The sequence below is a fragment of the Sphingopyxis sp. L1A2A genome, assembly GCF_005502465.1.
Classification (GTDB): Bacteria; Pseudomonadota; Alphaproteobacteria; order Sphingomonadales; family Sphingomonadaceae; genus Sphingopyxis.
The window spans coordinates 20372-46930 of record NZ_SCOT01000016.1 but is presented as its reverse complement, the minus strand read 5'-3'; the positions used below and the strand labels follow the sequence as shown (position 1 = coordinate 46930).

12 protein-coding genes are annotated in these 26559 nt (G+C 65.2%); 3 read left to right on the top strand and 9 right to left on the bottom strand.

Annotation, left to right across the window (positions count from 1 at the left end):
• Positions 1 to 3 precede the first annotated feature (3 nt).
• From kdpB to kdpF, 3 genes are read right to left on the bottom strand one after another with little or no spacing between them, the layout of a single operon-like run.
• The gene (kdpB, locus tag FFS68_RS11060; protein ID WP_137753257.1) at positions 4 to 2031 is read right to left on the bottom strand and encodes a potassium-transporting ATPase subunit KdpB; all 2028 of its coding nucleotides are present in this window, start codon (positions 2029 to 2031) and stop codon (positions 4 to 6) included.
• A gap of 13 nt (positions 2032 to 2044) precedes the next feature.
• The gene (gene kdpA / locus FFS68_RS11055; RefSeq protein ID WP_137753256.1) at positions 2045 to 3748 is read right to left on the bottom strand and encodes a potassium-transporting ATPase subunit KdpA; all 1704 of its coding nucleotides are present in this window, start codon (positions 3746 to 3748) and stop codon (positions 2045 to 2047) included.
• 12 nt (positions 3749 to 3760) lie between these two features.
• The gene (gene kdpF / locus FFS68_RS11050) at positions 3761 to 3850 is read right to left on the bottom strand and encodes a K(+)-transporting ATPase subunit F (RefSeq protein ID WP_137753255.1); all 90 of its coding nucleotides are present in this window, start codon (positions 3848 to 3850) and stop codon (positions 3761 to 3763) included.
• Between the two features lie 271 nt (positions 3851 to 4121).
• On the opposite strand from kdpF, the gene FFS68_RS11045 reads away from it, so the two are divergent.
• From FFS68_RS11045 to FFS68_RS11035, 3 genes are all read left to right on the top strand, one after another.
• Positions 4122 to 6782 carry a sensor histidine kinase KdpD gene (locus FFS68_RS11045; protein WP_137753254.1) on the top strand — a complete coding sequence of 887 codons (2661 nt, stop codon included), beginning with the start codon at positions 4122 to 4124 and terminating at the stop codon, positions 6780 to 6782.
• Positions 6783 to 6911: 129 nt separating this feature from the next.
• A complete protein-coding gene (locus FFS68_RS11040) occupies positions 6912 to 8096 on the top strand; it encodes a transglutaminase-like cysteine peptidase (RefSeq protein WP_171003835.1) in 1185 nt (394 codons plus the stop codon).
• A gap of 559 nt (positions 8097 to 8655) precedes the next feature.
• On the top strand, positions 8656 to 9396 hold the full coding sequence (locus FFS68_RS11035; protein ID WP_137753252.1) for a response regulator transcription factor: 741 nt from the start codon (positions 8656 to 8658) through the stop codon (positions 9394 to 9396).
• Positions 9397 to 9435: 39 nt separating this feature from the next.
• On the opposite strand, the gene FFS68_RS11030 is transcribed toward FFS68_RS11035, so the two are convergent.
• The 6 genes from FFS68_RS11030 to FFS68_RS11005 form a co-directional block, all read right to left on the bottom strand.
• Positions 9436 to 10713, bottom strand: coding sequence for an HlyD family type I secretion periplasmic adaptor subunit (locus FFS68_RS11030; RefSeq protein WP_137753251.1), 1278 nt, complete (start codon positions 10711 to 10713; stop codon positions 9436 to 9438).
• Positions 10710 to 11771: a cell wall hydrolase gene (locus FFS68_RS11025; protein ID WP_137753250.1), complete on the bottom strand. Its 1062-nt coding sequence runs from the start codon at positions 11769 to 11771 to the stop codon at positions 10710 to 10712. Before FFS68_RS11025 ends, FFS68_RS11030 begins: the two co-directional genes overlap by 4 nt.
• The gene (locus tag FFS68_RS11020; RefSeq protein WP_137753249.1) at positions 11768 to 13954 is read right to left on the bottom strand and encodes a type I secretion system permease/ATPase; all 2187 of its coding nucleotides are present in this window, start codon (positions 13952 to 13954) and stop codon (positions 11768 to 11770) included. The genes FFS68_RS11025 and FFS68_RS11020 overlap by 4 nt, the downstream gene beginning before the upstream one ends.
• A complete protein-coding gene (locus FFS68_RS11015) occupies positions 13951 to 15348 on the bottom strand; it encodes a TolC family outer membrane protein (RefSeq protein ID WP_137753248.1) in 1398 nt (465 codons plus the stop codon). Before FFS68_RS11015 ends, FFS68_RS11020 begins: the two co-directional genes overlap by 4 nt.
• Before the next feature lie 100 nt (positions 15349 to 15448).
• Positions 15449 to 24868 carry a DUF5801 repeats-in-toxin domain-containing protein gene (locus tag FFS68_RS11010; protein ID WP_137753247.1) on the bottom strand — a complete coding sequence of 3140 codons (9420 nt, stop codon included), beginning with the start codon at positions 24866 to 24868 and terminating at the stop codon, positions 15449 to 15451.
• A gap of 465 nt (positions 24869 to 25333) precedes the next feature.
• Positions 25334 to 26320 carry a M23 family metallopeptidase gene (locus FFS68_RS11005; protein ID WP_137753246.1) on the bottom strand — a complete coding sequence of 329 codons (987 nt, stop codon included), beginning with the start codon at positions 26318 to 26320 and terminating at the stop codon, positions 25334 to 25336.
• Positions 26321 to 26559 lie beyond the last annotated feature (239 nt).

Sequence of the window (26559 nt, the reverse complement as noted above, 5' to 3'; positions counted from 1 at the left end):
TCCTTAAGCGAGGTTGAGGCCGGACACGGCGAGGTCGATCAGCTTGATGCCGACGAACGGCGCGATCAGGCCGCCGAGGCCGAACACCGACAGGTTACGCCCGAGCAACTGGCCCGCGGGCATCGGCCGATAGCGCACGCCTTTCAGCGCGAGCGGGACGAGGCAGGGGATGATCAGCGCGTTGAAGATGATCGCCGACAGCACCGCACTTTCCGGCGTCGCCAGCCCCATCACATTGAGTACCCCGAGCTGCGGATAGAGGACGACAAAGATCGCCGGGATGATCGCGAAATATTTGGCGACATCATTGGCGACCGAAAAGGTGGTCAGCGCGCCGCGCGTCATCAGCAATTGTTTGCCGAGGCCGACGATCTCGATCAACTTGGTCGGATCGCTGTCGAGGTCGACCATATTGCCCGCCTCGCGCGCCGCCTGTGTCCCCGTGTTCATCGCGACGCCGACGTCGGCCTGCGCGAGGGCGGGGGCGTCGTTGGTGCCGTCGCCGCACATGGCGACGAGACGGCCTTCGCTCTGTTCGCGGCGGATCAGCGCCAGCTTGTCCTCGGGGGTCGCTTGGGCCAGGAAATCGTCGACCCCGGCCTCGGCAGCGATCGCCGCGGCGGTCAGCGGGTTGTCGCCGGTGATCATCACGGTGCGGATGCCCATCTTGCGCAGCTCGCCAAAGCGTTCGCGCACTCCTGCCTTGACGACGTCCTTGAGGTGGATGGCGCCGAGAAGCTGCCCGTCCTTGACCACCGCGAGCGGCGTGCCGCCCGAGCGCGCAATTTCTTCGGTGATCTTGCGCAGTTCGACGACGGCGGCGTTTTCGCCCTGCGGGTGCGCTTTCAGCACCGAATCCACCGCGCCCTTCTGGATCGTGACCCCGGCGACGACGACCCCCGACAGGCGGGTCTGCGCGGTGAAGGGAATGACCTCCGACCCCGCGGGCAGTGTTTCGACGCGGATGGCATAGCGTTCGCGCGCCAACGCGACGACCGAGCGGCCTTCGGGGGTTTCGTCGGCGAGGCTCGACAGCAATGCCGCTTCCGCCAGCCGGTCGATCTCGATCCCGGCCAGCGCGCGAAACTCGCTCGCCTGACGGTCGCCGATGGTGATCGTCCCGGTCTTGTCGAGCAGCAGCACATCGACGTCGCCCGCCGCCTCGACCGCGCGTCCCGATTTGGCCAGCACATTGAAGCGGACGAGCCGGTCCATGCCCGCGATGCCGATCGCCGACAGCAAGGCGGCGATGGTGGTCGGGATCAGCGTGATCAGCAGCGCCGCGAGCAGCACCACCGGCACCGAGCCGCCGGCATAATAGGCAAAGCCGGGGATCGTCGATACCGCGATCAGAAAGATGATCGTCAGCCCGACGAGCAGGATGGTCAGCGCGATCTCGTTCGGGGTCTTGCGGCGTTCGGCGCCTTCGACGAGCGCGATCATGCGGTCGAGGAAACCCTGACCGGGCTCGGCGGTGACCTGCACCTTGATGCGGTCCGAAATCACCCGCGTGCCTGCGGTGACCGCCGATCGGTCGCCGCCCGCCTCGCGGATTACCGGCGCGCTTTCGCCGGTGATCGCGGCTTCGTTGACCGATGCCACGCCCTCGATCACCTCGCCGTCGGCGGGGATGAGGTCGCCGGTTTCGACCAGGACGATCTCGCCCTTTTCCAGCTGGCTGGCGGCAACAATCTCATAGGTGTCGCCGACCCCAAGCATCAGCTTGGCGCGCAGCTCGGCCTTGGTGGCGCGCAGCGAGGCCGCCTGCGCCCGGCCGCGCCCTTCGGCCAGCGCTTCGGCAAAGGTGCCGAAGAGGACGGTGAGCCACAGCCAGATGACAAGCTGGATCTCGAACCCGATGGGCAATCCGGGTTCGCCGATGACCAGCAGCACGGTCAGCAGCATCGCGACGACGGCCGTGACGAACATCACCGGATTGCGGATCAACTGGCGCGGGTCGAGCTTGCACACTGCATCGCGCATTGCGGGGACGACAAGGGCGGCGCTGAACATTGAAGTGGGAGCGTTCATGGCTTTATATCCGTCAGAAGAGCTGGCCGCTGGTCACCGCGAGGTGATCGGCGATGGGACCAAGCGCGAGGCTGGGCAGGAAGGTGAGGCCGCCAAGGATCAGAATGACCCCGACCAGCAGCCCGACCCACAACCCGCCCGTGGTGGGGAAGGAGCCGCTGGTGGCGGGGACATGCCGTTTGGCGGCCAGGCTGCCGGCGATCGCGAGCGCCGGGACGATCACAAAGAAGCGCCCGAGCCACATCGCGACGCCGAGCATCCCGTTGTAAAAGGGCGTGCCTGCGCTCAGTCCTGCAAAGGCCGAACCGTTATTCCCGGCGCTTGAGGTGAAGGCATAGAGAATCTCCGAAAAGCCGTGCGGTCCCTTGTTGAGCGGCCCGGCGAGGCCCGCAGGCAGCACGCTGGCGATCGCGGTGAATCCCAGGATGACGAGCGGCAGGATCGCGATCGCAAGCACCGCGAGTTTGACCTCGCGCGCCTCGATCTTCTTGCCGACATATTCGGGGGTGCGCCCAACCATCAGCCCGGCAACGAACACCGCGAGGATCGCGAACAGCAGGAAGCCATAGATGCCCGCTCCGACCCCGCCGACGACGATTTCGCCCAACTGCATGTTGAACAGCGGGATCATCCCGCCAAGCGCGGTGAAGCTGTCGTGCATCGCATTGACCGCGCCGCACGACGCGGCGGTGGTGACGACCGCGAACAGGGCCGACGCGGCGATGCCGAAGCGCACCTCCTTGCCCTCCATATTGCCGCCCGCAACGCCCAGCTGGTGCAGCACCGGGTTGCCCGCGGCTTCCTGCCAATAGGTGACGGTGACCCCGGCGATGAACAGCACGCCCATCGCGGCGAGGATTGCCCAGCCCTGGCGGGTGTCGCCGACCGCCTTGCCGAAGCACCAGGTCAGCCCGACGCCGATCGCAAAGATCGACAGCATCTGGACGAGGTTGGTGAGAGCGGTGGGGTTTTCAAACGGATGCGCGCTGTTGGCGTTAAAGAAGCCGCCACCATTGGTGCCGAGCATCTTGATCGCTTCCTGGCTCGCGACCGGGCCGAGCGCGATCGTTTGCTTGACGCCCTCCAGCGTGGTCGCGTCGATCGAACCCGCCAGCGTCTGCGGCACGCCGCTCGCGATCAGGAAGATCGCATAGGCGATGCAGATCGGCAGCAGCAGATAGAGGGTGACGCGCGTCATATCGGCCCAGAAATTGCCGATCGTCTTCGTCTCGCGCCGCGCGAAACCGCGGAACAGCGCGAAAGCGATCGCGATACCGGTCGCCGCCGACAGGAAATTGTGGATCGTCAGCCCGAGCATCTGCGATAGGTTCGACAGCGTCGTCTCGCCCGAATACCATTGCCAATTGGTGTTGGTGGTAAAGCTGACCGCGGTATTGAATGCGCCGTCGGCGCCGACCGCCCCGAACCCCTGCGGATTGCCCGGCAGCACGCCTTGCAGCCGCAGGATCGCGTAAGTGAACAACAGCAGCACGACGTTGAACAACAGCATGTGCAGCGCGTAACGCCGCCAGCCCTGCTCCTCATTGGGGTCGATCCCCGCGAGGCGATAAGAACCGCGCTCGACGGGGCCGAAGACCCGGTGCAGCGGAGTGGCGCGCCCTTCGTAGAGCGCGAACAGCCACATCCCCATCGGCTTGGCGAGCGCGAGGAGGATGGCGACGAAGAGGAGGATCAAGCCCCAGCCAGCGACGGTCATGTCAGATTCCGATCAGAAACGCTCGGGCCGCAGCAAGACGGCGAGCAGATAGACGAGGAGGGCGGCGGCGGTAACGCCAGCGAGGATCAGCGAGGTGCTCACGGCTTACGCTCCGTCACAAAGACGCGCGTAACCGAGCGTCGCCGCAAACAGCAGCGCGATCAGGCCGAGCCACAAAATATCGGACATGGTTTCAGTCTCCGGCCAAGTCGGCCCCCCAGCGGGTGCGGCGGGGAATCCGACAGGATGTGGGCGCCGCTACGCCCCTTTGCCGTAAAGTTTCGCGGGCGAATCCGCCGATCGGCATAAGGTTTCCATAAAGTCCCGGCGTCGCGGCTTGGCGCTGGCGTCCGCCTTCAGCTAAGCCCCGTTCATGCCGACGCCTGCTGCCCCGGAAAAACGACCTTCGCCCGACGCGTTGCTGCGCCAGGCGCGGCGCGAGGATCGCGGCGAGCTCAAGATTTTCCTCGGCGCCGCGCCCGGGGTCGGCAAGACCTATGCGATGCTGATGGAAGGCGCGGCGCTGAAACGCGACGGGGTCGATGTCGTCGTGGCGGTGGTCGAAACCCACGGCCGCGCCGAAACCGAAGCGTTGCTTGCCGGGCAGGAAGTCGTTGCGCGCCGCGAACAGGAATATCGCGGCCGGACACTCACCGAAATGGACCTCGACGCCGTGCTGCGCCGCGCGCCGGCGCTGGCGCTGGTCGATGAATATGCGCACACCAATGTCGAGGGCAGCCGCCACCCCAAGCGCTGGCAGGACGTCGCCGAGCTGCTCGATGCCGGGATCGACGTCTATACGACGCTCAACATCCAGCATGTCGAAAGCCTCAACGACGTTGTCGCCAGCTTTACCCGCGTCCGGGTGCGCGAGACCGTGCCCGACAGCGTGTTCGAGGGCGCCGAGATCAAGCTCGTCGACCTGCCGCCCGACGAACTGATCGACCGGTTGAAAGACGGCAAAGTCTATGTACCGCAGGAAGCGTCACGTGCGCTCGGCCATTTCTTTTCCAAACCGAACCTGTCGGCGCTACGCGAAATGGCGCTGCGCCGCGCGGCGCTCAGCGTCGATCGCCAAATGCTGCACGACCTTGATGCCAGCGGCGTCGCGGGCACCTATGCGGCGGGCGAGCGCATCCTGGTGGCGATCAGCGAGCAGCCGGGGGTCGACGCGCTGGTGCGGACGGCGAAGCGGCTTGCCGATGGGCTGAACGCGCCATGGACCGCGGTGCATATCGAAACCCCGCGCAGCGAGAATTTCGACGAGGACACCAAGCGCCGGATTGCCGCCGCACTGTCGCTCGCCGCAACGCTGGGCGCGACGATCGCGACCATCCCGTCGGAAAATGTCATCGCCGGGCTGCGCGGCCAGATCGACGCACAGCGGGCGACGCAGCTGATCATCGGCCGCTCGCAGCGCAGCTGGTGGTTCGAATTGCGCCACGGATCGGTGGTCGAAACGCTGATCCGCGGCTCCAAAGATCTGGCCGCCCATGTCATTCCTTCGCCTGAAACGGCGACCAGCGAGGCGGGGTGGAAAGGCTGGCTGCGCGGCTGGGGCCAGCCGGCGGCCTATATAGGCGCGCTGGTGCTGATTGCGGCGACGACGCTGCTTGCGAAGTTTGCGCAGCCGCTGATCGGGCGCGGCGCGGTCGATCTGCTCTATCTGGTCCCGGTCATCGTCACCGCGACGCTCTACGGCCTGCGTCCCGGGCTGTTCGCCAGCATCGCCGCGGCGCTGGCGTTCAACTTCTTTTTTCTCGACCCCATTCACACTTTCACCATCGCCGACCCGCAAAGCGTACTCACGATGCTGGTGCTGACCGGGGTGGCGGCGGTGACCAGCAACCTCGCCGGAAGGCTGCGAACCCGCGCCCGGATCGGGGTGCGCAGCGCCGAAGAGAATGCGTCGCTCGCGGCGTTCGGACAGATGCTGGCGCGCGCGTCGGACCGCGAAGCGACCGCGGTGGCAACGTGCGACGAAGTGTCGCGGCTGCTGGCGGTGCGCTGCGTCATGCTCGCCGAAACCGACGGTATTTTGACCTCGATCGTGGCGTGTCCGCGCGAGGCGACGATCTCGCCGATCGATCAGGCGGCGGCCGAATGGGCGTGGAGCAGCGGTGAACCCGCCGGGCGCGGCACCGGTACCCTGCTGGCCTCCGACTGGCAGTTCCACCCACTCAAGACCAGTTTGGGCGTCTTAGCGGTGCTCGGCATCGCGCGCGACGATGACAGCGCGCCGGTCGCCGCCGACAAGGCGACCTTGCTCTCGACCCTGATCGGACAGGCGGCGCTGGCGCACGAGCGCCTCTATCTCGAGGACGAGATGCGCAGCCTGTCGGTGCTCGAGGAACGCGACCGGCTGCGCGCCGCGCTGCTGTCGTCGATCGGCCACGACCTGCGCACCCCGCTGACCGGGGTCACTGCGGCGATCGAGGCGATCGGCGCCGAGCATCCGGACGCCCGTTCGCTGCCGACCGCGCGCGCCGAACTGTCGCGCCTGCGCCGCTTTCTTGACAATCTGATCGAACTGGTGCGGATCGACGCGGGCGGTATCCATCTCAGCCTGGCGTCGGTCGATCTGACCGACGCGGTCGCCGGGGTTGTCCACGACCTCAAAGACATGCTGCGCGGGCATCATATCGATTTTCAGGTGCCGCCCAGCCTGCCGTTCGTCAAAACCGACGAGCGGCTGCTCCATCATATTCTGCTCAACCTCGTCGCCAATGCGGTCCAGCACGGCGGCAATGCCGGGCCGATCTCGATCATCGGGCGCCGTACCCCCGATGCGCTGCTGCTGACCGTCCGCGATCGCGGCGCCGGGCTGGAACCGGGCACCGAAACCGCGATTTTCGATACTTTTGCCCAGGGCGCCGGCACCGATCGGCATGGCGGCAGCGGGCTGGGGCTCGCGATTGCCAAGGGCTTTGCCGACGCGCTGGGCATCGGCATTGCGGCCGCCAATCACCCCGACGGCGGCGGCGCCTTCACGCTGACCTTTCCCGACAAGCTGGTCGTGGCGATGGCCGACTAACCGACTCAGCGCTGCGTCGTAAATGCTCCGTCAGCGGGGTACGGCGGCATCGGCGCATTCCGACAGTCAACGCGGCGTTAACCATGTCGCTGAAGCATATTCTCACCTCGCTCCGTCATGGCTCGCGCTATGAACGCGCGCCCGTCTCCTCCTGCCTTCATCGGCGTTGCCGCGCTTGCCATGGCCGCCATCGCCGTCCTGCTGCCTGCGACGGCCTCTGCGGCGATCGAGACACCGGTCGCGAAGGTCGCCAATGCCAAGCATTTTACGGTCGGTGACACCTGCCGCGCGACCGCAGTGCTGGCCTCGTCGGCGCCTTCTTCCGCTGCGCCGCTTGCCGTCGCCCCGGACATGCCAAGCGCGCTCGATCGGATGCGGATGAGCCAGGAACAGCCGGCGCCGATCGCCCGGATCGTCCCGGCGCGCGGCGAACCCGGCGCCGTTCGCGCGGTCAGGGCGGGGGCTGACGGCTTTGTCAAGCCCGCGCGCCTGCTGGTCCTGTCGCTGGCACAGGCCGCTTGGCCGCGGCGCCGCGATTGTACCGCGCCGGTCGCCGCGGTCGCGGCCCCCGCGCTGGATGACGACAGCGAGCTGGGGACGTTGGCCATCCCGGTTGAAACGACCCGCTTCGACGATCGCTGGGCGCGCGTTCGCCGCGCCCCGGCGGCGCGACTGATGCAGGCGCAGCTCGATCGCGCCGCGGTGACCCACGGCCTGGGCGAAGCCGCGACGCTCGAGCGGGTCAACCTGTGGGTCAATCGCCAGATCGCCTATATCGACGACAACCGCAATTACCGGCAGCGCGACTTTTGGGCGACCGCCGACGAGACGATGGCCCGCGGCAGCGGCGATTGCGAAGATTTCGCCATCTTGAAAATGCACATGCTCCGCGCGGCGGGCATCGACGACGATCGCATGAAGCTCGTCCTGCTGCGCGACCTGGCGATCAACGCCGACCATGCGTTCTTGTTGGTGCGGTCGAACGCCGGGTGGGTCGTGCTCGATAATATGACCGACCGTATCTACGACGGGCGCCAGGCCAATGCCGTGCGCCCGATCCTGTCGTTCAGCGGCAGTCGGCGTTGGGTCCACGGCTATCGCGATAACCCGGCGCCGGTGGTGATGGCGGCTGCGGCGACAGCGAAGGCATCGTCGGTGGTGTTCGCCAGCGCGGCGCCCGCCGCGACCGAACGGCGGTCCTTCAAAACCGCGGTCGCCGGCCGGGCAGGGACCAAGCTCGCTTCGGCGCATCTGTCGATCGTCAACGCACTGCCCAGGATGTTCGGGCGCTTGTCGTCGCGTGGGACCAGATAGGGTCTGACCGGCAAACAATGTCGCGGTCGCGCGGCATCGTTTTTGCTGCATTTCCCGAACTGTTTTAGGGCAATCGCGAATATCGCCAAACTGGCAGCATCGCGCTTGCCGCGACTCGCGCAAACTGACGCGCGCAAAACAGGCCCCTTATCGGTCGGCCGCGGGGCATTAACCAATATTATTAGTGAATGCGGCCCAATTCGGGGCGGCCCGCGCGCGCGCGCCTACCCGAAAGGCTAGGGACGCGGTTGCCGCGGCGCCGAAAAATAACATGCTGCATTAGATGCAATTAAATCGGGTTTGCGGCGCGCGACAGTCGAGCGGCGGTGCGTAGGGCGGGAATCGCCGATACCCCTTAGTGGGTATGTATCAAAATCCTCGTAGAATCTGTCATTAAGTTGTATAACCTTATAGGTAGTTATTGGATAACGAAACTAAAAGGTTAATTTATTCAACGTGGGGAGGGGTCCGCCGCGATGGAAAACAAAGGGTATTTGGGGTTTAGACCGAAGTCCAGACAAGTTGGGTCGCCTTGACTGAGAATTCAGGGGAGGCGGAAATGTCGCAGTTGATCAAGATTTCGCTCTTGGCGAAATATGAAATCGCGAGGGAAGGGTTGCGAAACATCCTTTCCGGCGAGAGCTTTCAGATCGAAGCATCGGTTGCCGATGCCTCGGCGCTGTTTGACCCTCAGGGGGCGATAGCCGATGACGTCGATGGCCATGTCATCGTCGTCGATGGCGGGGATACCGGCTTTGGACTCGACGCATGCCGTCGGCTTGCCGCGAAAAAGGTCCATGCAAAGCTGGCATTGCTTTTCGATCACTATGTCTTTGAAGACGTGGTCGAGGCGTTTCAGATCGGCGTCGACGCGGTCATCGTCAAGGAAATCCTGTGCGCTCCGCTGGTCGAATCGATCAAATTGGCGGCGCTGGGCGAGAAAGTCTTTCCATCGCAGCTCGTCAACAATCTCACCAGCTGGGTTCCGGCCGCGCTGGGCGGGGACTGGAAGAGCAGCGCGGCGTCGGTGGGCTTGTCCGACCGCGAGATCGAAATCCTCGAAAGCATCATGGCCGGGATGGCGAACAAGGTGATCGCGCGGCAGTTCGGCATCTGCGAAGCCACTGTCAAAGTGCATGTGAAGGCGATCCTGCGCAAGCTGGGCGTCGAAAACCGCACGCAGGCGGCAACCTGGGGGGTCAAGAATGGCCTGGGGGAGCCGGTGCAGCTGACCCTCCGCGAGGTAAGACCCGTCCGCGCCGTGGTTAGGCCACCGCCCTATTCGGGCCGGGCGGCCTGACGTCGACCGACATCGCCGCCGCCGTTGACCTCGCCGTTCTCAGCGCTCGGTAAACGCTTCCGACCGGGCGCGCAGGAACGGCTTGAACAAATAGCTCAGCACGCTTTTCTTGCCGGTCAGCACCTCGACGTCGCAGATCATCCCGGGGGTAATCGGCAATTGGCGCTCCCCACTTTTCAGATAGGCGACGTCGGTTTCGACAACGACCGTGAAATAGGCTTCCTTGGTCGCCTCGTCATACAGGCTGTCGGGCGAAATCTGGACGACACGCCCCGACAGGCCGCCATAGACCGCAAAATCATAAGCGGTGACTTTGACATTGGCGCGGTCGTTGACCTTGATGAACGCAATATCTCGCGGTGCGACGCGCGCCTCGATCAACAATTTGTCGCCGACCGGCACCACCTGCATGATCTTTTGCCCGGCCTGCACAAAACCGCCCACCGTGGTAACCTGCACATCGTTGACAATGCCGTTTGCCGGTGAGCGGATTTCGCTGCGCTGCTGGCGTCCGGCGGCGCCGCGCAGCGATTCCGAATTGACCGCCATCTTGGCGACGATCTGGTTGCGCTCGTCGAGCGCCTCCTGCCGGAACTCCAGACCGGCCGATGCGGCCTGCGCCTGCGCTTCGCTGATCGCGGCGGCGGCGCGCGACGCCGCCTGCTCGGCCGCGGCGAGCTTGCCGCGCACTTCGGTCGCCTCGCGCTGGGCATTGAGCAGTTCGGTTTGCGGCACGATCGACTTGGCGGCGAGCGGTGCCAGCAGATCGACCTGGCTTTGCGCCAGCCCAAGGCTCGATCGCAGCGAGGCGATCGTCGCCTGCGCTTCGCCATAATCCCGGCGGCGCTGCTCGACCGCGGCGTTCAGCGCCATCCGGCGGCTGCGCTGGGTCGCCGCGCGGACCGATTGCAGGTCGGCTTCCTGGCTGCACTCGGCAGGCCGAACGCCGCTTGCGTTGGGCGTACAATCGCCGCCCGCCGCGCCATTGCCTTCGCGGCCCAGCCGCGCGGCGCGGGCGGCCAGCGAGCGGTTTTCGGCCGCGATCTGGCCGAGCTGCGAAGAGGATTCGGTGTCGTCGAGGCGCACCAACAACTGCCCCTTGCGGACCGGTTGCCCCGACCGCACGACGATATTCAATATCGTCGCCGGTTCGGCGGACTGAATGATCTGCGCCTTGCTCGAAGGGATGACGCGCCCCTGACCGCGGGTGACTTCATCGACCTGGGCAAAGCTGGCCCAGCTGACAAAGGCAAAAAGACCGACCCCCGACGCCAGGATGATCCGGCGCGTGCCGACATAGGGCTGCGATCTGATCATGAACCACTCTCCTTTGCAGCGACGTCAAATTCGCCGCCCTGTTGCCGTGCCATCATGCGTGATGCCCGGCTGGTTTCTTCGGGTTCGGGGATTGCCAGTTCCCAGCCGAGCGATGGGTCGAGACGGCCGCCGGCATCGTTGTCGGCGCGGCGCTCCTGCACCGCATCGAGGGTGCCGCCGGCCGATGCCTGGATCAGGTTTTGCCCGTCAGCACCGTCGCGCGACCGCACGATGGCGCTGCGCGGCAGGATCGCCGGGATTGCCTCCAGCCCGCTATAGCGACCCGAAAAAGCCCCCGGCGTTCCCCATTTTCCCGGCCAGCGATAAAAGATATGGGCGCCCAGCTGCGCAATTTTGACCAGTTTGGGCGCCCAATAGGGCGACACATAATTGGCGTGATAATGGGTCGCGTGCCCGACCGAGGTTTCGACATAACCCGCGAGCGCGGCGCGCGCGACATCCTCTGCCTCCTGCCACTTGGCGGGATTGGGGCGCCGATTGAGCGACCCGTCGCAGGTGAAGCTGAACTGGCAGACCGGGCGATTGACGCCCTGATAGACGACGCCGCAGATTGACTTGGGGAAGGCGGGGTGCAGCGCGCGGTTGATGACGACCTGCGCGACCGCGCGCCGTCCGGCGATCGGTTCATAGGCGGCTTCGAAATAGACCGCCTGGGTCAAGCAGCGCAGCGCGGTCATCACAGCTCTTTGATCGGCAGTGGCAGGGTGAAATGGCTTGGCCGAGGCGACTGGGCCGGTGGAAAAGGGGATCGCCTGGTTGCGCGTCATCGCGGTTTCCGGCGCGTAGAGCGCCGTCGGGCCCGGCTCTTCGGTCAGCTTGATCAGCCGCGCCATTTCAGGGTCGGCGATCACCGGCGCGTCGGGACTGCTGTAGACGGTATCCGGGCTGTTGCCGCCGACAAGCAAGATCAACTGCTCCCACATCGTTCGTGAGGTGAGCAGCGTCACCACTGCCGCCATCGCGGCGAGCCACAAGATCGTGCGGCGGTTGTCGTCGCTGGCCACCGTGCCATATCGGCGGGCGGTCGCGGCGGTCATGCTACGGCTCGCTGGGCAAGGATCTCGTCACGCGGGCCGTCGGCGACGATCCGGCCATTGTCCATGACGATCAGCCGGTCGACCAGCCCGAGTACGGTCATCCGGTGCGTGGCGATGACCAGCGTCTGACTCGCGGGAATGGCCGCTTGCAGCCGCTCGGCAAAATGTTTTTCGGTCTGACTGTCCATGGCGCCCGTCGGTTCGTCGAGGAACAGCAAATGCGCCGGGGTCATCAGCGCGCGGGCCAGCACCAGAAAGCTGCGCTGTCCGCCCGACAGCCGCGCACCGCGTTCGCCGATGTGGAAATCGAAACCCGTCGTGTCGCGGCCCAGGAACTCGTCGGCTCCCGATCGCCGGACCGCATCGATGATGCTGGCGTCGTCGGCATCGCTGGCGCCGACGAGCAAATTCTCGCGCACCGTGCCGCTGAACAGTTCGGCATCCTGGCCGACGTAGCGCAGCGTAGAGCGCAGGTCGTGCGGATCATATTGCCGGCTTTCCAGGCCGTCGATGCGATAGCTGCCGCTCGTCGGGTCATAAAGACCGCACAGCACCCGCCCGAGTGTCGACTTGCCCGACGCAACGCGGCCGATCAGCCCGACCCGCTCGCCGGGCTCGATGCACAGGCTGACGTCGGCAAGCGATTCGCGGTCGGTTTCGGGGTAACAGAAACCGGCATGGTCCAGCTGCAACCGGCCGTCGCGGACCTCGGGTGTGATCGAGCGGCTGCCTTTGTCGCGCTCGTCATCCTGATCCATCAATTGTTGCAGGCTGTTCAGCGTCACGAAGGCCTGCCGTCCGCGCGTCATCAGGAAAGCGAGTTGCCCAACCGGGGCGAGCGACCGGCTGGCGAGCATCACGATTGCGATGATTGCGCCCATCGAGATGGTGCCCGCGTTGAACAGATAAAAGCCGCCGATGATCAGCGCGATGCCGGTCGCCTGCTGGCACAGCGTCGCCAGGTTGACCGCGGTTGCGGTCAGCTTGCGCATTTCTTCCTGAGTATAGGCGTTCGATGCTGAAAGACGCCGCCATTTTCCTAGCATCCGGCCTTCGGCGCGGCAGGATTTGACCGTTTCGAGGCTGCCGATCGTTTCGATCAGCGTGGTCTGCAACATGCTGGCGTCGACCTGCGCGTCGGCGACCGCAGCGCTCATCCGGCGTTGCAGCACCCAACCCATCGCCAGCATGACCATCATCGCAACGAGCGGTATGACCGCCAGCCACCCGCCGAGCACCGCGATCAGCGCGACAAACACGACCAGGAACAGGATGTCGGTCAGCAGGACGACGGTGGTAGAGGCAAAGAAATCGCGCACCTGTTCATAGTCGGTCACGCGCCGTGCGAGGGCGCCGGTGCTGCCGCGCTGGGTCGCCAGCGGCAGGTTGAGCACCTTGTCGAGCAGGCGCTGCGACAGCCGGGCATCGATGCCGCGGCCGACCTCGTCGACCAATCCGGTGCGCGCCAGCCGCAGGCCATATTCGACCGCGATGGCAAACAGCGCGCCGAGTGCCAACATCCACAGGCTGGCAGCCGCCTTGTTGGGAATGATGCGGTCGTACACATTCATCGTGAACAACGGCATCGCAAATGCGAGCAGGTTGATCAGCAGCGAGGCGAACATGACATAGCCATATTGCCCGCGCTCCTTCCAGACTTCGCTCCAGAACCAATGTTGGCGGGTGGCTTGATCCCACGGCCGCTCGCGCGCCGTTTCACTGGCCGGGTCATGGCGGACGATGACGCCCTGACCCGAATAGGCGGTCTCCAACAGCCGGCGGTCGATCTGAATGTCGCTGCTCGCGCCCGGCAGGCGGACCCAGCAGCCCTGATCGTCCATCGCAGTCAGCACGAGCGATCGGTCGTCCGCCAGCAGCAGGATGGCGGGGACGTCGTGGGCGTTCCATCCGGCCAGCGAGCGGCGGACGAGATCGCAGCGCAGGCCGACCGCCGCGAGAGCGTGGTCGAGCTGGTCGAGCGGCACCAGGCCGTCATCGTCGAGCGCCAGCCCCTTTTTCGCCCGGAGATCGGAGAAGGGACGCTCGAACAGCGCCGCAACCGCGGCTACCGCACCCAGCAGTTCGTCACCCTGGGCGGGGGTAGCGCGCCATGCTTCAAAATCTGCCGCGGGCGGCGGTTGGCGCGAACGCCGCGCGCCGCGGGCGTCTGCTGGATAATTCATGTGGGATCCCGCATCGCTTCCGGATTTATCTCGGGGGTCGGCTTGACCTTGAAACGGTCGCGCGCGGTGGCGGCAGCGGCAGCGGGCGGCTGGACATCCATCGCTGCGAGCAGGTCGTTGAGCGCCGCCAGCAATTTGAATTCGGAGTAAAATTGCGCGAACTTTGCGGTCTCGGTGCGAACCTGAACGTTATATCGGGTGTTCTGGGCATCGAGCACGTCGAGCAGCGAACGGCGACCGACGTTGAACTGCGCACGGTACGAGCGCAACAATTCGTCCGAAACCCGGCTCTGTTCTTCCAGTTCCTTGACCAGCTTTCCCTGCGCGTCCCAGGTGTTCCATGCGACGCGGACATCCTCTTCGGCCTCGCGGACCATCTGGTCCATCCGGTAGCGCGCTTCCTTTTCGCGGCGGTACATTTCCTGCACCTTCGAGCGTTTGATGCCGCCGTTGAAAATGTCCCAGCGCAGCACGAGCCCGGCGCGCAGGTCATTGGTTTCGCCGCGGAAACCGTCGATATCGTCGCCGATCCGGGCGTTGCCCTCGAGCGCGAGGGTCGGCGACATTTCGGATTTCGACTTGCGGACCAGCGCGTGCGCGGCGTCAAGGTCGGCCTGGGCTTCGCGGACCCGGGGGTTGCGCTCGCGCGCCCGCGCCAGCGCATCTTCCAGCGTCGCCGGAATATTGCCCGCCAGCGACGGCGGTAGCGCGGCGCCGTCGACCAGGTCGAGACCGGTCAGGGTGCGAAACGATGCCGAGGTGTTGACGAGATCGAGATTGGCCTCGGTCACCCGGGCGCGGGCCGCCTGCTGCCGTTCTTCGGCCTGTTGTTGATCGGCGATGCTCAACGACCCCTTGGCAACGCCTTCGCGCAGGTCGGTCACCAGCTTGCTGTGGAAATCGATATTGTCTTCAGAGGCGGCGACGATGCGCTGTTGCAACAGATAGTCGAGATATTGGCGGGTCACCTGCAGCGCGATAAATTGCGAACGCTCCTCGACCCGGAAGGCGGCGCCGTCGGTGCGCGCTGCCTGACGCTTGACCTCGTTGCGCCGGACGCCGCCGTCGAACAGCGTCTGCTCGACGCTAACGCCGCCCTCCATCGGGTAAAGCTCGTTGTCGGCGATGCCAAGCGTGCGCCGCGTGCTGTTTTCGAGGCGGCGGATCCCGATCGACCCTTCAACCGAGACACGCGGCGCGAACAGGCGCTGCGCCTGCTCGCGCTCGAATTCGATCGCGGTCTTGTTCTCGACCGCCTGGTTGATTTCAGGGTTGGTCTGCACCGCGGTTTCGACCGCGGTTTTCAGCTCGATGCGCTGGGACCGGGCGACATGGGGCACCGCGACGAGCGCGGCGGCGGTAAGCAACAATGCTGCGGTACGAAATTTCGGCATCTTGTGTCCCCTGCATTTGTCCGGTCGAAGTCGAAGATCCTTCGGTGTGATCTTTCACCTGCGCCGGTGTTTCATCATTTCCGGCATCGCTGCCGGTCGCTTAGGCGTGGCCGGCCGACGCCAATTGTTCGAGCTGCACAGCGACATGCTGCTGCGCGAGATCGGCCATGAAAGAATGTCCGGCCACATCCATGCCGTTGTCACCAAGGACGCCATTCGCGCCGCCGTCGCCCAGCATGATCTTTGCCAGCCCTGGGTCCGCGGGCGGTGCGGGACCGAGCAGCGCGTCGAGTTCGACCTGCGGCCCCTCCAGCGCGGCGGTGACGATCGCGTCGAGTTCGGCCGCGGCGGGGTCGAGCACCGCCTGTGGGGGCAGCGTCATCTGGACCTGATCGGTCGATGCCGCGCCGCTGACCGGCGCCGACGACAGGTCGAGCTCGGTGTCGGTGAGAAGCTGGCCATAGGTCGGGTCGGGCGCCATCGTGTCGAGTTCGTCGCTGCGCAGTTCGCGGCTCTCGTCTTCGTCCATCTGCCGTTGCCCGGGGTCGGCTTCGATCCGCGCCGTCGCCGGACCGGAGAAGTATTCATGGACGAGTCCGTCGGCCTTGCCGGCAGGAAGGGGCGCAGATTGTTCGGCGGTTTCGCCCGATACGCCGGCCTGCTGGCCCGCCACCGCGGCGTCCCCATCGGGCGCCGCGGATGGGCGCGCCGCCAGCGGGGTGGCGGCGGCCAGCCCGGCCACAAGCATCGCGGTCGAAACGCCCGCGGTGCCGGTTGCGGCGGCAACCCGCTGCTGATCGGCGAAATTGGTGGCGAAGGCCGCATCGGCGAGCTTGCCGGTGCTGCCGTCGGCGCGGGTGTAGAGTGCTTCGCCCTTTACCTGCACCTGCCCATCGGCGGCCGTATAGGCGCGCCCGTCCGATGTCAGCGCGATACTGGTGATGCCTTCGCTGATCAGCGAGCGGAATTCGCCTGCATCGGTCACGCCGTTGCTGTTGGCATCGTGCCAGATACCGAATTTCGCAAAATCGGTGTCGGCCGCGTCGAGTTTGCCATCGCCGTTGCTGTCATAAGCCGCGGCCAGCCCCTGCAGGTCGGACAGGCCCGCGCCGCCGAACACCAGTTCGGCGCCGTTGTTGACCTTGCCATCGCCATTTTTGTCGATCGCCAGCAGCCCGTCGTCGGCCGCGACCCAGGCCGTGGTTTCGGCAATGCCATCGCCGTCATAGTCGAAGCTGACCCCTGCTGCGTTCGACACGAACTCGACCCCGTCGCCGTCAAGGTCGACTGCGATCGGCGGCGCCAGCGCGGTTATGGTGACCGACAGACTGGCCGTCGCGGTATCGCCGTCGCGGTCGGTCACCACATAGTTGAACACCTCGGTCGCGGTGACGGTGATCGGGCTGGGCGGCTGGTAATTATATTGGCCGGTCGCGAAATTGAGCGTCAGCGTCCCGCCCATCGGCGTCGCAATGGCGGCCAATGTCGTGCCGGCGATGGTGCCGCCGGTCGATAGCGCGATGCTCGACGCGCCATCCCAGGTGTAGGTCGTGGTGCCGATGGTGATCGACAGCAATCGACCACCGTCGGCGCCAAAAAAGTCGTTGGCGTCGAGATCGCCCGAAACCGCCGACGGGACGATCACCGCCAGCAGCGTCGCGACCAGATCCTGGAAATCGTCGACCAGGATCGGTTCGTTGTTCGGCGCCGCGTTCAGGTCGACGTCGCGCAGCCGCTGGATATTGAGCGGTTGCAGCGGATTGTTGTCGATGCCGATCGCGGTGACATTGACATTGTTGTTGTCGACGAAGTTGTTCCACGCCGTGGCAGTCGCCGCGGTCAGCGAATTGGTGACCATCGGGGGCATGCCACCGAACTGGACCTGCTGGTTGGGGTTGCCGTCGCTCAGGAAAAACACCTGATTGCTGGCGCCCGGGATGGTGGAGAAATTGGCGAGCGCGGTCTGGATCGCGCCGGTGTAATTGGTGTTGAACCCGATCCCGTCGGGCGGCGCATCCTGCGACGGACGCACACCGCCGCCAAGCGGGTTCAGCGAGTCAAGATAGGCGTTCGCATCGGCCGCGGTCGTGAAGGACGGTGAGGCGAACGAACCCGACGAGAAGATGACGAAGCGGATCGTCAGCGCGCCCGAGGCTGCGGTATCCAGCTGTGACAGGGCGCCCTGGACGGCATCGATCATCGTGTCGAGTTCGCCATTGTCGATGCTGTCGCTGAAATCGAGGATGAAGAGCGTGTTCACATCCTGCATCGGTTGCGACGTCGCGCCCGTCTCGCCGGTAGCGGTCGGGGCGTCATCCTCGATGATCACGCGGATCGCCGATGCATTGGTCGTCGTCGTGGTGCCGTCGGAGACCGATACGGGGACAAAGAAATCCTTGAGGTCTTCCAGGGCGACGGTCGGGTGATCGACGGCGCGCGACAGCGTCACCGTATAGGCGCCGTTCGATGCCAGCGTGACGCGGATGACCTCGGATCCCCCGACCGATCCGATCAGGGTGCCGGTGCCGACGCCGGTCCAGGCGACGGGGACGCCGCCCGCGGTCAGCACCGCGCCGGGACTGCCCAGCGTCGCGCTCAGCGTTTCGCCAGCGTCGGCGTCGGCAATCGCCAGCGTGCCGCTGGACGTCGTGCTGTTGGTGGTGTCGAGCGTTGCGTTGGGCGCGGTGTCGGGAAGCCCGTTCGGCAGGCCTTCTTCCGATACCCGCGCGATCGCGGTGCCGATCGTCGGCGCGTCGTTGGTGCCGAACACCGTGATCGTCAGGGTCGATCCGACCGACAGCGATCCGTCGCTGATCGTGTAGGCGAAACTTTCCACCAGCGTCTGCCCGCTGTCGAGCGCGTTGACGACCGGCTTGTCCTCGTCGAGCGTGTAGGTGTAGCTGCCGTTGGCGTTGATCACGAGCGTGCCGTAAAGGCCGACATAGGTTCCCGCCGAGGTGACGGTAATCGCTTCCAGATCGGGGTCATTGTCGGCGACGTCGGCAAAGCTGCCGAACGGTGCGCCGGGATGCGCGATGTCCTGCAGGACGTTGCCGGCGGCGCTTGGGTCCGAACCGCTGGGGCCGTCGAGCACCCAATTGGTGTCGGCGCGCGCAATCGGGAAATCATTGGCGCCGGTGATCGATATGGTGATCGTCGCGATCGACGTGTCGCCATCGGCATCGCGCACCGTATATTGGAAAGTTTCGGTCAGCGTCGTGCTGGACGTCAGCGCGATGACCGCCGGGTCATTGGGGTCGAGATCGTAGCGATAGCTGCCGTCCGCGGCGATCATGATCGAGCCATAATCGCCCGCCAATGCGGCGCCGATGGTGCCGACCGTCGCTCCGAACGCCACGCCGACGACGCTGAGGCCGCCATCGGCCCCGGCATTGTCGGGCGATCCATCCATCCCGTTGTCGTCGGTGCCACCGATACCGGTCAGGACATTGCCGTCGGCAAAAATCTGTCCGTCGCGCGAGACGTTGTCCTCGTCATGGACGGCCAGCGGCGCGTCGTCGCGGATCGCAAAGCGGCCGGTGATGTCGGCGGTCGTTCGTGCGGTGTCGCCGTCGCCGTCGGTCGCGATGGCGGTCAGCGTGATCAGGCTACTGCCCGACAGGAAGAGCGTCTGGTCGGGGCCGGTATCGGGCAGGTGGAGCACCGCGCGCGACTGGTCGAAGGTGACGAGGCCGCCCGGTGCCACCGAAATGCGGAACACTTCCTGGCTCGAGGTGCGCCCGAACACGACGCCGCCCTCGATCGACAGGATGACGGCTTCGCCGGTCAGCGAATCGATCAGGCCGCTCGCCCCGGCAGTGATCCCCAGTTCATAGGCCACGGTGCCCGGGCCGTCGGCGCCGAAATCGGTCGTTGGCGCAAAGAGTCCTGACAGGTTCGCCGTCGCGTTCGCCGCGAAATCGCTTTCGTCGACGGTCAGCGTGGGGGCGGTGCCGCCAGCCGAAATCGACGGGCCATCATCGGCGAAGCGGATGTTGCCGCCCAGATCGACGGCGACGGTGTCCGAGATACTGTCGCCATCGCGATCGACGATCGTCGCGGTGCCGCGCAGTTCGACCAGATTGGCCGCCAGTTCGACAAGCTGCGCGGCGTAATTGCTCGAGGAGCCCGGCAACGGATGGTCGATTTCGGCAAATTGAGTCAAGGTGACGACGCCCGTTGCGGCGTTCACGGCAATCGAAAAAATGGGCGTGCCGGCCGCGCTGCCGACGATCTCGCCGGAGACAAGGGCCAGCGTGACCGGCACGCCGTTGCTGGTCAAGGCGGCGGTCGCGACCGCCGAGCCCAGCGCAAGGGAATAGGTCCAGGTGACCAGGCCCGCACCAGCGGGGCCATCGGCACCAAAATTGACCATCGAAGTCGAAAATGCCGACGACAGATCGGCGGTCGCCACGTCAAAGGCGCTGCCCCGCGTATCGGCGTCCTGCGTCGTCAGGGTGATCGTGTTGGTGTCGGCGTTGGTCGCGTCGATCGTCGGGCCATCGTCCTTAAAGACCAAAGTCGCGCCAACCGCGACCATCGCCGACGCCTGATCACCATCGCCGTCGGTGACCGTGGCGGTCAGCCGGATGATCGTCGGTGACAGCGTCACCGGGTCGTCGGGATTGCTCTCGTCGGGGTGGCGGACAGCGCGGATCTGGTCGAGCGTTGCCTGGCCATCGGGGGCGACGCTCAGCCGGAAGGCGACGACCGATGGCGAATCCTGCAGACGGCCTTCCACCACATTGCCGATCGCTTGCAGCACGATCTTTGAGCCGGTGGCAACATCGACCAGCCCCGAAGCCGTGGTCACCTGGAACGCGTAGCTGGTGCTGCTGCCCGCCTGATCGGCGCCGATGGTCGTGTTGAACAGGCTGGCGAAACTGGCCGTGGCGTTGAGCGCAAGATTGGTCTCATCGACCGTCAGCAGCCCTGCCGGCGGCGACAATGCGGTGATCGAGGGAACGTCGTCGGAGACCGAAATATTGACCGTTCCTGCAACCTGATCGCCATCGCTGTCGGTGGCGACGACCTCGATGAAACCGAGTTCGGCCAGATCGTCCATCGTGACGTCGGGGTGCAGCCCATAATTATATTGCAGCGTGACGGTCACCGTCGCGACATTGCCCGACAGGTTCAGGTCGATCACGACAACCGGATTTTCATCGGCGTCCCAGCCGATAATCTGGGTGTCGGACTCAAGCGTCCAGCTGAGCCCGCCGTCGAGCGTCGAGATGTCGCCAAAGCCGATCGACGCGATGGCGTCGGACCCCGGGGTAAAGACGATGTTGCCGCTGGATGAAACCGGCTGCACCGGCGACGGTGTCGATCCGCTTTCCAGATGCTGGTCATCGACGGTCAGCTGGATCGGGCCGCTGGCCGTCGGCAATGCCCCGTCGGCCAGCCGGATCTGCTGGATCGCCGCCGCCTGGTCGCCGTCGCCGTCGGTGATCGTGTAAGTGAAGTCGGCGTGGATCGGGAAGGCGCTGATCTGCGATACCGGATCAAAGGTCCAGGCCCCATTGGCCTGAAAGGTGTAGGTGCCGTTGGCGTTGCTGTAGGTGGTCGTTCCCGTTGCCGCCACGGCAACGACGACGCCGCCGATGGTCACCGACGTCACCGCGGCGCCATCGGCGCCTTGTGTGTCATCGGCCAGCAAATTGCCCGAAATCGCCGCGGCATCCTCTGCCACCGTGATCGACGGTGCCGACCGCGCGACCGGAACATCGTCGATCACATCGATGACGATGACATTCTGGGTCACATTGCCGAAGGCATCGGTGACATTATAGGTAAAGGTTTCGACGGCGGGCACGATATTGGTGCCGTTGTTGGCGAGCGCCCCCGCCACCGCCGTGGTGAGCGTATAGACATAACTGCCGTCGGCATTCAGCGTCAGGGTGCCATGGGTGCCGACCCCGGTGCCGGTCAGCGTGAACGCCAAAGGTCCGGTGCCGCCCGCGACATTGTCGTTGAGGTCGCCGACCACCGTTTCGGCGTCGCTGTCGGAATTGCTGCCAGTGGGCAGCGCGGCTTCGTTGACCTGGAGCTTGACCGCGTCGGCGGATAAGCCCGCGTCGCTCAGACGAATGGTCAGGGTGGCGGTCGATCGGTCGCCGTCGCCATCGGCCAGTGTATAGACAAAGACATCTTCGGCGCCTGCGGGCGGGACGGCATTGGGGTTGGCGACATAGATATAGCTGCCGTCGGCGGCGACGGTGAGCTGGCCATAGAGGCCGACGATGGCGGCGCCGATGCCGCCAATAGCCGGCGCCGACGGATTTTCACCGGCCGCGCGCACCCCCAGAATTTCGGCGCCGTCGGCGCCCGGCGTGTCGTTGGCGAGCAGGCCGTTCGCGGCATCGATTTCCAGCGTCTGGCCTTCGCCAACGTCGCCCTCGTCGGCGTCCGCCACCGGGTTGTCGTCGATGACCAGGACGTCGAAGCTCGCCGTGGCGACGGTGCCGTCGCTGTCGGTGATCTTGATCGCAAAGGATTCGGTCAGCGCGGCATTGGTCGCGCCGCTGTGCAGCACGCTGTTGTCGGTCAGTTCATAGCTATAGCTGATCGTACCGCCGACGATGTCGCCCGCCGCGTCAAAGATCGGCTCGAAATCGGTGATCGTCAGAATGCCCAGATCGGTGGTGATGACCAGTCCGGCGGCGATCGCGCCATCGAACAAGGTTTCGCCGGCGATGGTTATCGCCACGACGCCATCGGCGGCGCCGAACGTGAAGCTGCCAGTCCGGGTCAGCGCATCGCCGTCGGGCGCGGAGCCGTCGGGCAGATTGGCCTCTGATACGGTTGCTTCGGCGCCCTCGGGATTGAGGCCGTTGATCGTCACGATATCGTCGCGGCCACGGATCGTCACGGTCAGCGTCGCGGTTGCCTCGTCGCCGTCGCCGTCGGTGATGACATATTCAAAAGTCTCGGTCAGCTCGTCATTGCCGTCCAAGCCCAGGACGTCCTGGTTTTCGGGATCGAGCGTGTAGACATAGCTGCCATCGGCCGCGATCTCGAGCGTGCCATAGGCACCGACGGTAAGGCCGTCGATGTCGCCGCTTTCGCCGCCGAACGAGATGGCGGTAACCGTGGCACCGTCGGCACCCTGAATATCGGCCTCGCCGTCACTGGTGTTGGCATCGGTACCACCGACGCCGGTCAGGACGTTGCCGTCGGCGCTCTGGCCGCTGCCCGACTGCAGCAAGTCGATGTCGTCGATCGCCGTCGGGACATCGTCCTCGACCACGATGCTCAGCGTGCCGCTCGCGCTGTCGCCGTCGAGATCGGTCACGACGACGCCAAAGGTTTCGATCACATCGTCGCCGCTGGTCGCGTCGGTCAGGGTATAGCTGTAGCCGATCGACGTCGCGCTGATGCTGGTGATCGTCAGCGTTCCGAACGCTCCGGCGATCGTCTGCCCGACCGCCGTCACCTCTTGTCCCGCGATCGTCACTTTGCCGACGCTGTCGGTGGCTGCGATTGTAAAGCTGCCCTGGGTCGTGGCGGTGCCGCTATCGGGCGCCGATCCGTTCGGCAGGCCCGCTTCCGACACCAGCTGGCCGTCGTCGTCGCCGTCGGGCAGGTCGATCGTCACGCCGCCATCGCCGATCGCGATCCGCAGCGTGGCGGTTGCCGTGTCGCCGTCGCCGTCGGTCAACTTATAGGTAAAGACATCGAACACGCCGCCCGGCGTGCCGGGATTGCGGACATAGCTGTAACTGCCGTTGCTGTTCAGCGTCAGGACGCCGTAGAGTCCCGCAACGGGCGTGCCCGCGGCAACAGCGTCTCCGGCGCCCGAAACCGACGACACACGCGCACCGTCGGCGCCGGGGATGTCCCGCCCGCCATCATTTTCGGCATCGGTGATCACATTGCCGACGGCCGGGCCAAAGCTGCCCGCGGCAATGCTGTCGAAATCGGCGACCGCTTCGGGGACATCGTCGATGATGTCGATGTTGAAACCGGCGGACAGGGTGTCGCCGTCCAGGTCGGTGATCCCGACCGTGATCAGTTGCGACGTGGTATCGCCCAGCGTGTTGTCGGTCAGCAGAAAGGCATATTCGATCGAATCGGGATTGATCGCGACGATGTAGAAGGTGCCGGTCGTCAGCTCGATCGCTTGACCCACTTCGGTTACCGCCACGCCATTGATCGTGATCGCCGCCGGCCCGTCGCCCGCGCCATATTGGATGACGCCCAAGGCTATATTGGAATCGTCGCCGTCACGCGAGCCCGCGCTTTCGCCGTCGCGCTCGGGCAGACCGGCTTCATCGACGAAGGTGCCGTCGTCGCCCGCGCCGGGCACAATCAGGCTGGGTGCACTGTCGCCAATCCGGATGGTCAGGGTCGCGGTCGAAACATCGCCATCGCCATCGGTCAGCCGATAGGTGAAGACATCGGAGACGCCGCCTGGTGTCCCGGCCGCCCGGATATAAACATAGCTGCCGTCGGCGGCCATGAGCAGGCGGCCATATTGACCGGTGACGGGCGCGCCCGTCGGGCTGAACTCGGTTCCTGCCCCGCTCTGAATCCCGGTAACGGTTGCACCGTCGGCGCCGGGCGTATCGGCACCCGCGGACCCGCTGGCGGTGCCGGCACCGGTGATGACGTTCCCGCCCTGCGGCGCGGTGCTGCCGGGCACGGTATCGTCGATGTCGGCGCGCGCAATCGGGGCGTCGTCTTCGATCGTCAGGGTCAGGGTCGCGGTGGCGACGTCGCCATCGCCGTCGGTCACGGTGATGGTGACCGTGTCGGTCGCGGTGGGGTTGGTGCTGTTGTCGGTCAGCGTATAGCTGTAGCCGATCAGGCTTGGCGTGATGCTGGTGATGGTGATCTGACCCAATGGGGTCGTGATGATCTGTCCCACCGCGGTCACCGCGGTGCCGTTGACCGCGACCACAATGGGCTGGTCGAGCGCGGTAATCTGAATCGTGCCGCTGGTTGATTCGCGCGGCGAGGCCGGATCGGTTCCGGCAGGTTCGGCCCCGCGCGCCGCGAGCGCCGCTTCCGACACCACGGCCGTCGCGGCGGTGACGCCGACTGCCTGGTCGGGGGTGGTGATCAGAATTTTGGGTTTATTGTCGATCGCACCGGGAATGACCTGAAGGTCGATAATCCGCGGAAAGCCGAATTCGGTCGGCGGCAACAGATTGCCCAGGGCAAAGGGGTCGCCGATGTCACCCGGCGTCTGGGCGAAATTGCCACCCGAACTTTGCGGTCGACCGGCGGCGGGCTCGGGTTCCTGACCCGCGATCAGCGCGGCAACCGTTGGCGCCGGGATGTTGATCGGGCCGACCTTGATCTGCGGGATACGCAACGCGCCGTCGATGATGACCAGCACTTGCCCGTCGGGCAGGGTGACGACCAGATCATTGCCCGACAGCTTGATCGCGTCGAGCCGCGTGCCGGCCGGCAATTGGATGACGCCATCGACCGGCAGGATGCTGGTCGCGCCCGGCGGAACAGCCTTGGCTATGGTGGCGAGTTCGCCAACCTGTTCATTCCGCTTCAGCTCCATCGCTTATGCCCCCTGCACCTCAAAGCTCGCCAGTCCCTCGGCAGCGACCTGTACGGGGGTCGCTGCGGCAACGGGCGAATGGCACTGCGTTTCCGCGCCGGATGTCGCGCGGACGAGCAATGCAAGCTCTTGTGATCGTGCTGGGTTCTCTTTGGCGACCGATGCCCGTGCCTTGTCACTGACCCCGCAAATACAAACCCAGGGGGGTGATTCTGCAATGGCAATTTCCGGTATGGGCACCTATACTTTTGTATAGGATCAATATCTTATGAGTTAATTATTTCTTAATATCTTTATAGATTGTAAACTTGTTTGCAAAAAATTGTCGCATTATGAGTATGATTGCGCGATTGTTATGCCTCAATAAATTTCTTTATAAATAACAATGACAAGATCTATCATCTGAATTATCAATCTACTCATAAAAGTCAGTAGAAAAATCTGAAGGGATGTTCGTATTTTTTCTTATTTGATAATGCCATGGACGTCTATTTTGGCGACGATCGCGCCGCCGCGTCGCAACGCATAGCGACCGAGGTACCGACCTCGCGGCCAACCCGTCGCCGGGGCGCGCTTGCCGCTATAGGCGAACCAGCTCAGGCCGCCGTCGGCGATCTCCGATTGCTGGTCGTGCACAACCCGCCCGTCTGGGCCGACAATCGAAAACCGCTGCTGATCGCCAGCCCGCGCGCCCATGGCGTCGACCCACAGGATCATCGGCGCGCGCGGCCCGGCCAGCGCCGGGGGTGGATCGCGATCGGTGACCGGCTTGGGCGGCGCGATCGATGCAAGGCCCGCGGCAATCACGGCGGCGGGGGCATAACCGAGGGAGCGTGCCGCCGTCGGCGTCCATAGTCCCGTGGCGGGTGCCGCTACGCCGCAGGGGACCAACGACCCGGTGCCCACGAACGGATCGATCGCGGCGTCGTGATGCCGGACCGTGAAATGAAGATGCGGAAATTCGGTGTTGCCCGACAGGCCGATAAGCCCGATCCGCTCGCCCGCCCCAAGCCGCTGTCCGGGGCGCACGCCGATGCTGCCCTGGCGCAGGTGGCTGTACTGCGTCTGCCAGCCGTCGCCATGGTCGATCACGACGGCGTTGCCGGCGTCCTTGCCGGCGCGCCCGCCGCGTTCGCCGACGCTGACGTCAGGTTCGCCGTCGCGGGTGCGGAGCACCGTCCCCGCGGCGGCGGCCACCACGGGAACGCCCGCGCGCATTTCGGCCATGGTGCGCAGACGGATATCGATGCCGTCATGCCCGTCGGTCGTCAGCAATCCGCAGCGATAGTCGCGGCGGCCCGGGCCCGGATCATGGTCGACCAGCTTTTGGATCAGACAGGTCTGGCCGACGGTACATTCGACGGGAAAGCCGAATGCCGGGGCGACCGTGGGTGATGGCCCCTGCAACGACACCATGGCCAGTGAAAAGGAAAGGAGGAACGCCTGCATCATGGTCGGGTTCTCGATACGGGCGACATGCTCGTGACGCGATGTGGAGGTCGATGAAACTTCGACGCCGGCCGCCGCCAGGGGGCGTGGCGGCGGACACGGCTAGCCAGCAGGAGCTGACCGAACTCGAAGATCTGCTACGCGCCGGTGGATAAGGCACCCACTGATCGTTGGCAGAACTCTTACTTTTCTTACACCCTGTCTCTGCAGACCTGCTCGGCTAAAGCAGGCATCGTTAGGAT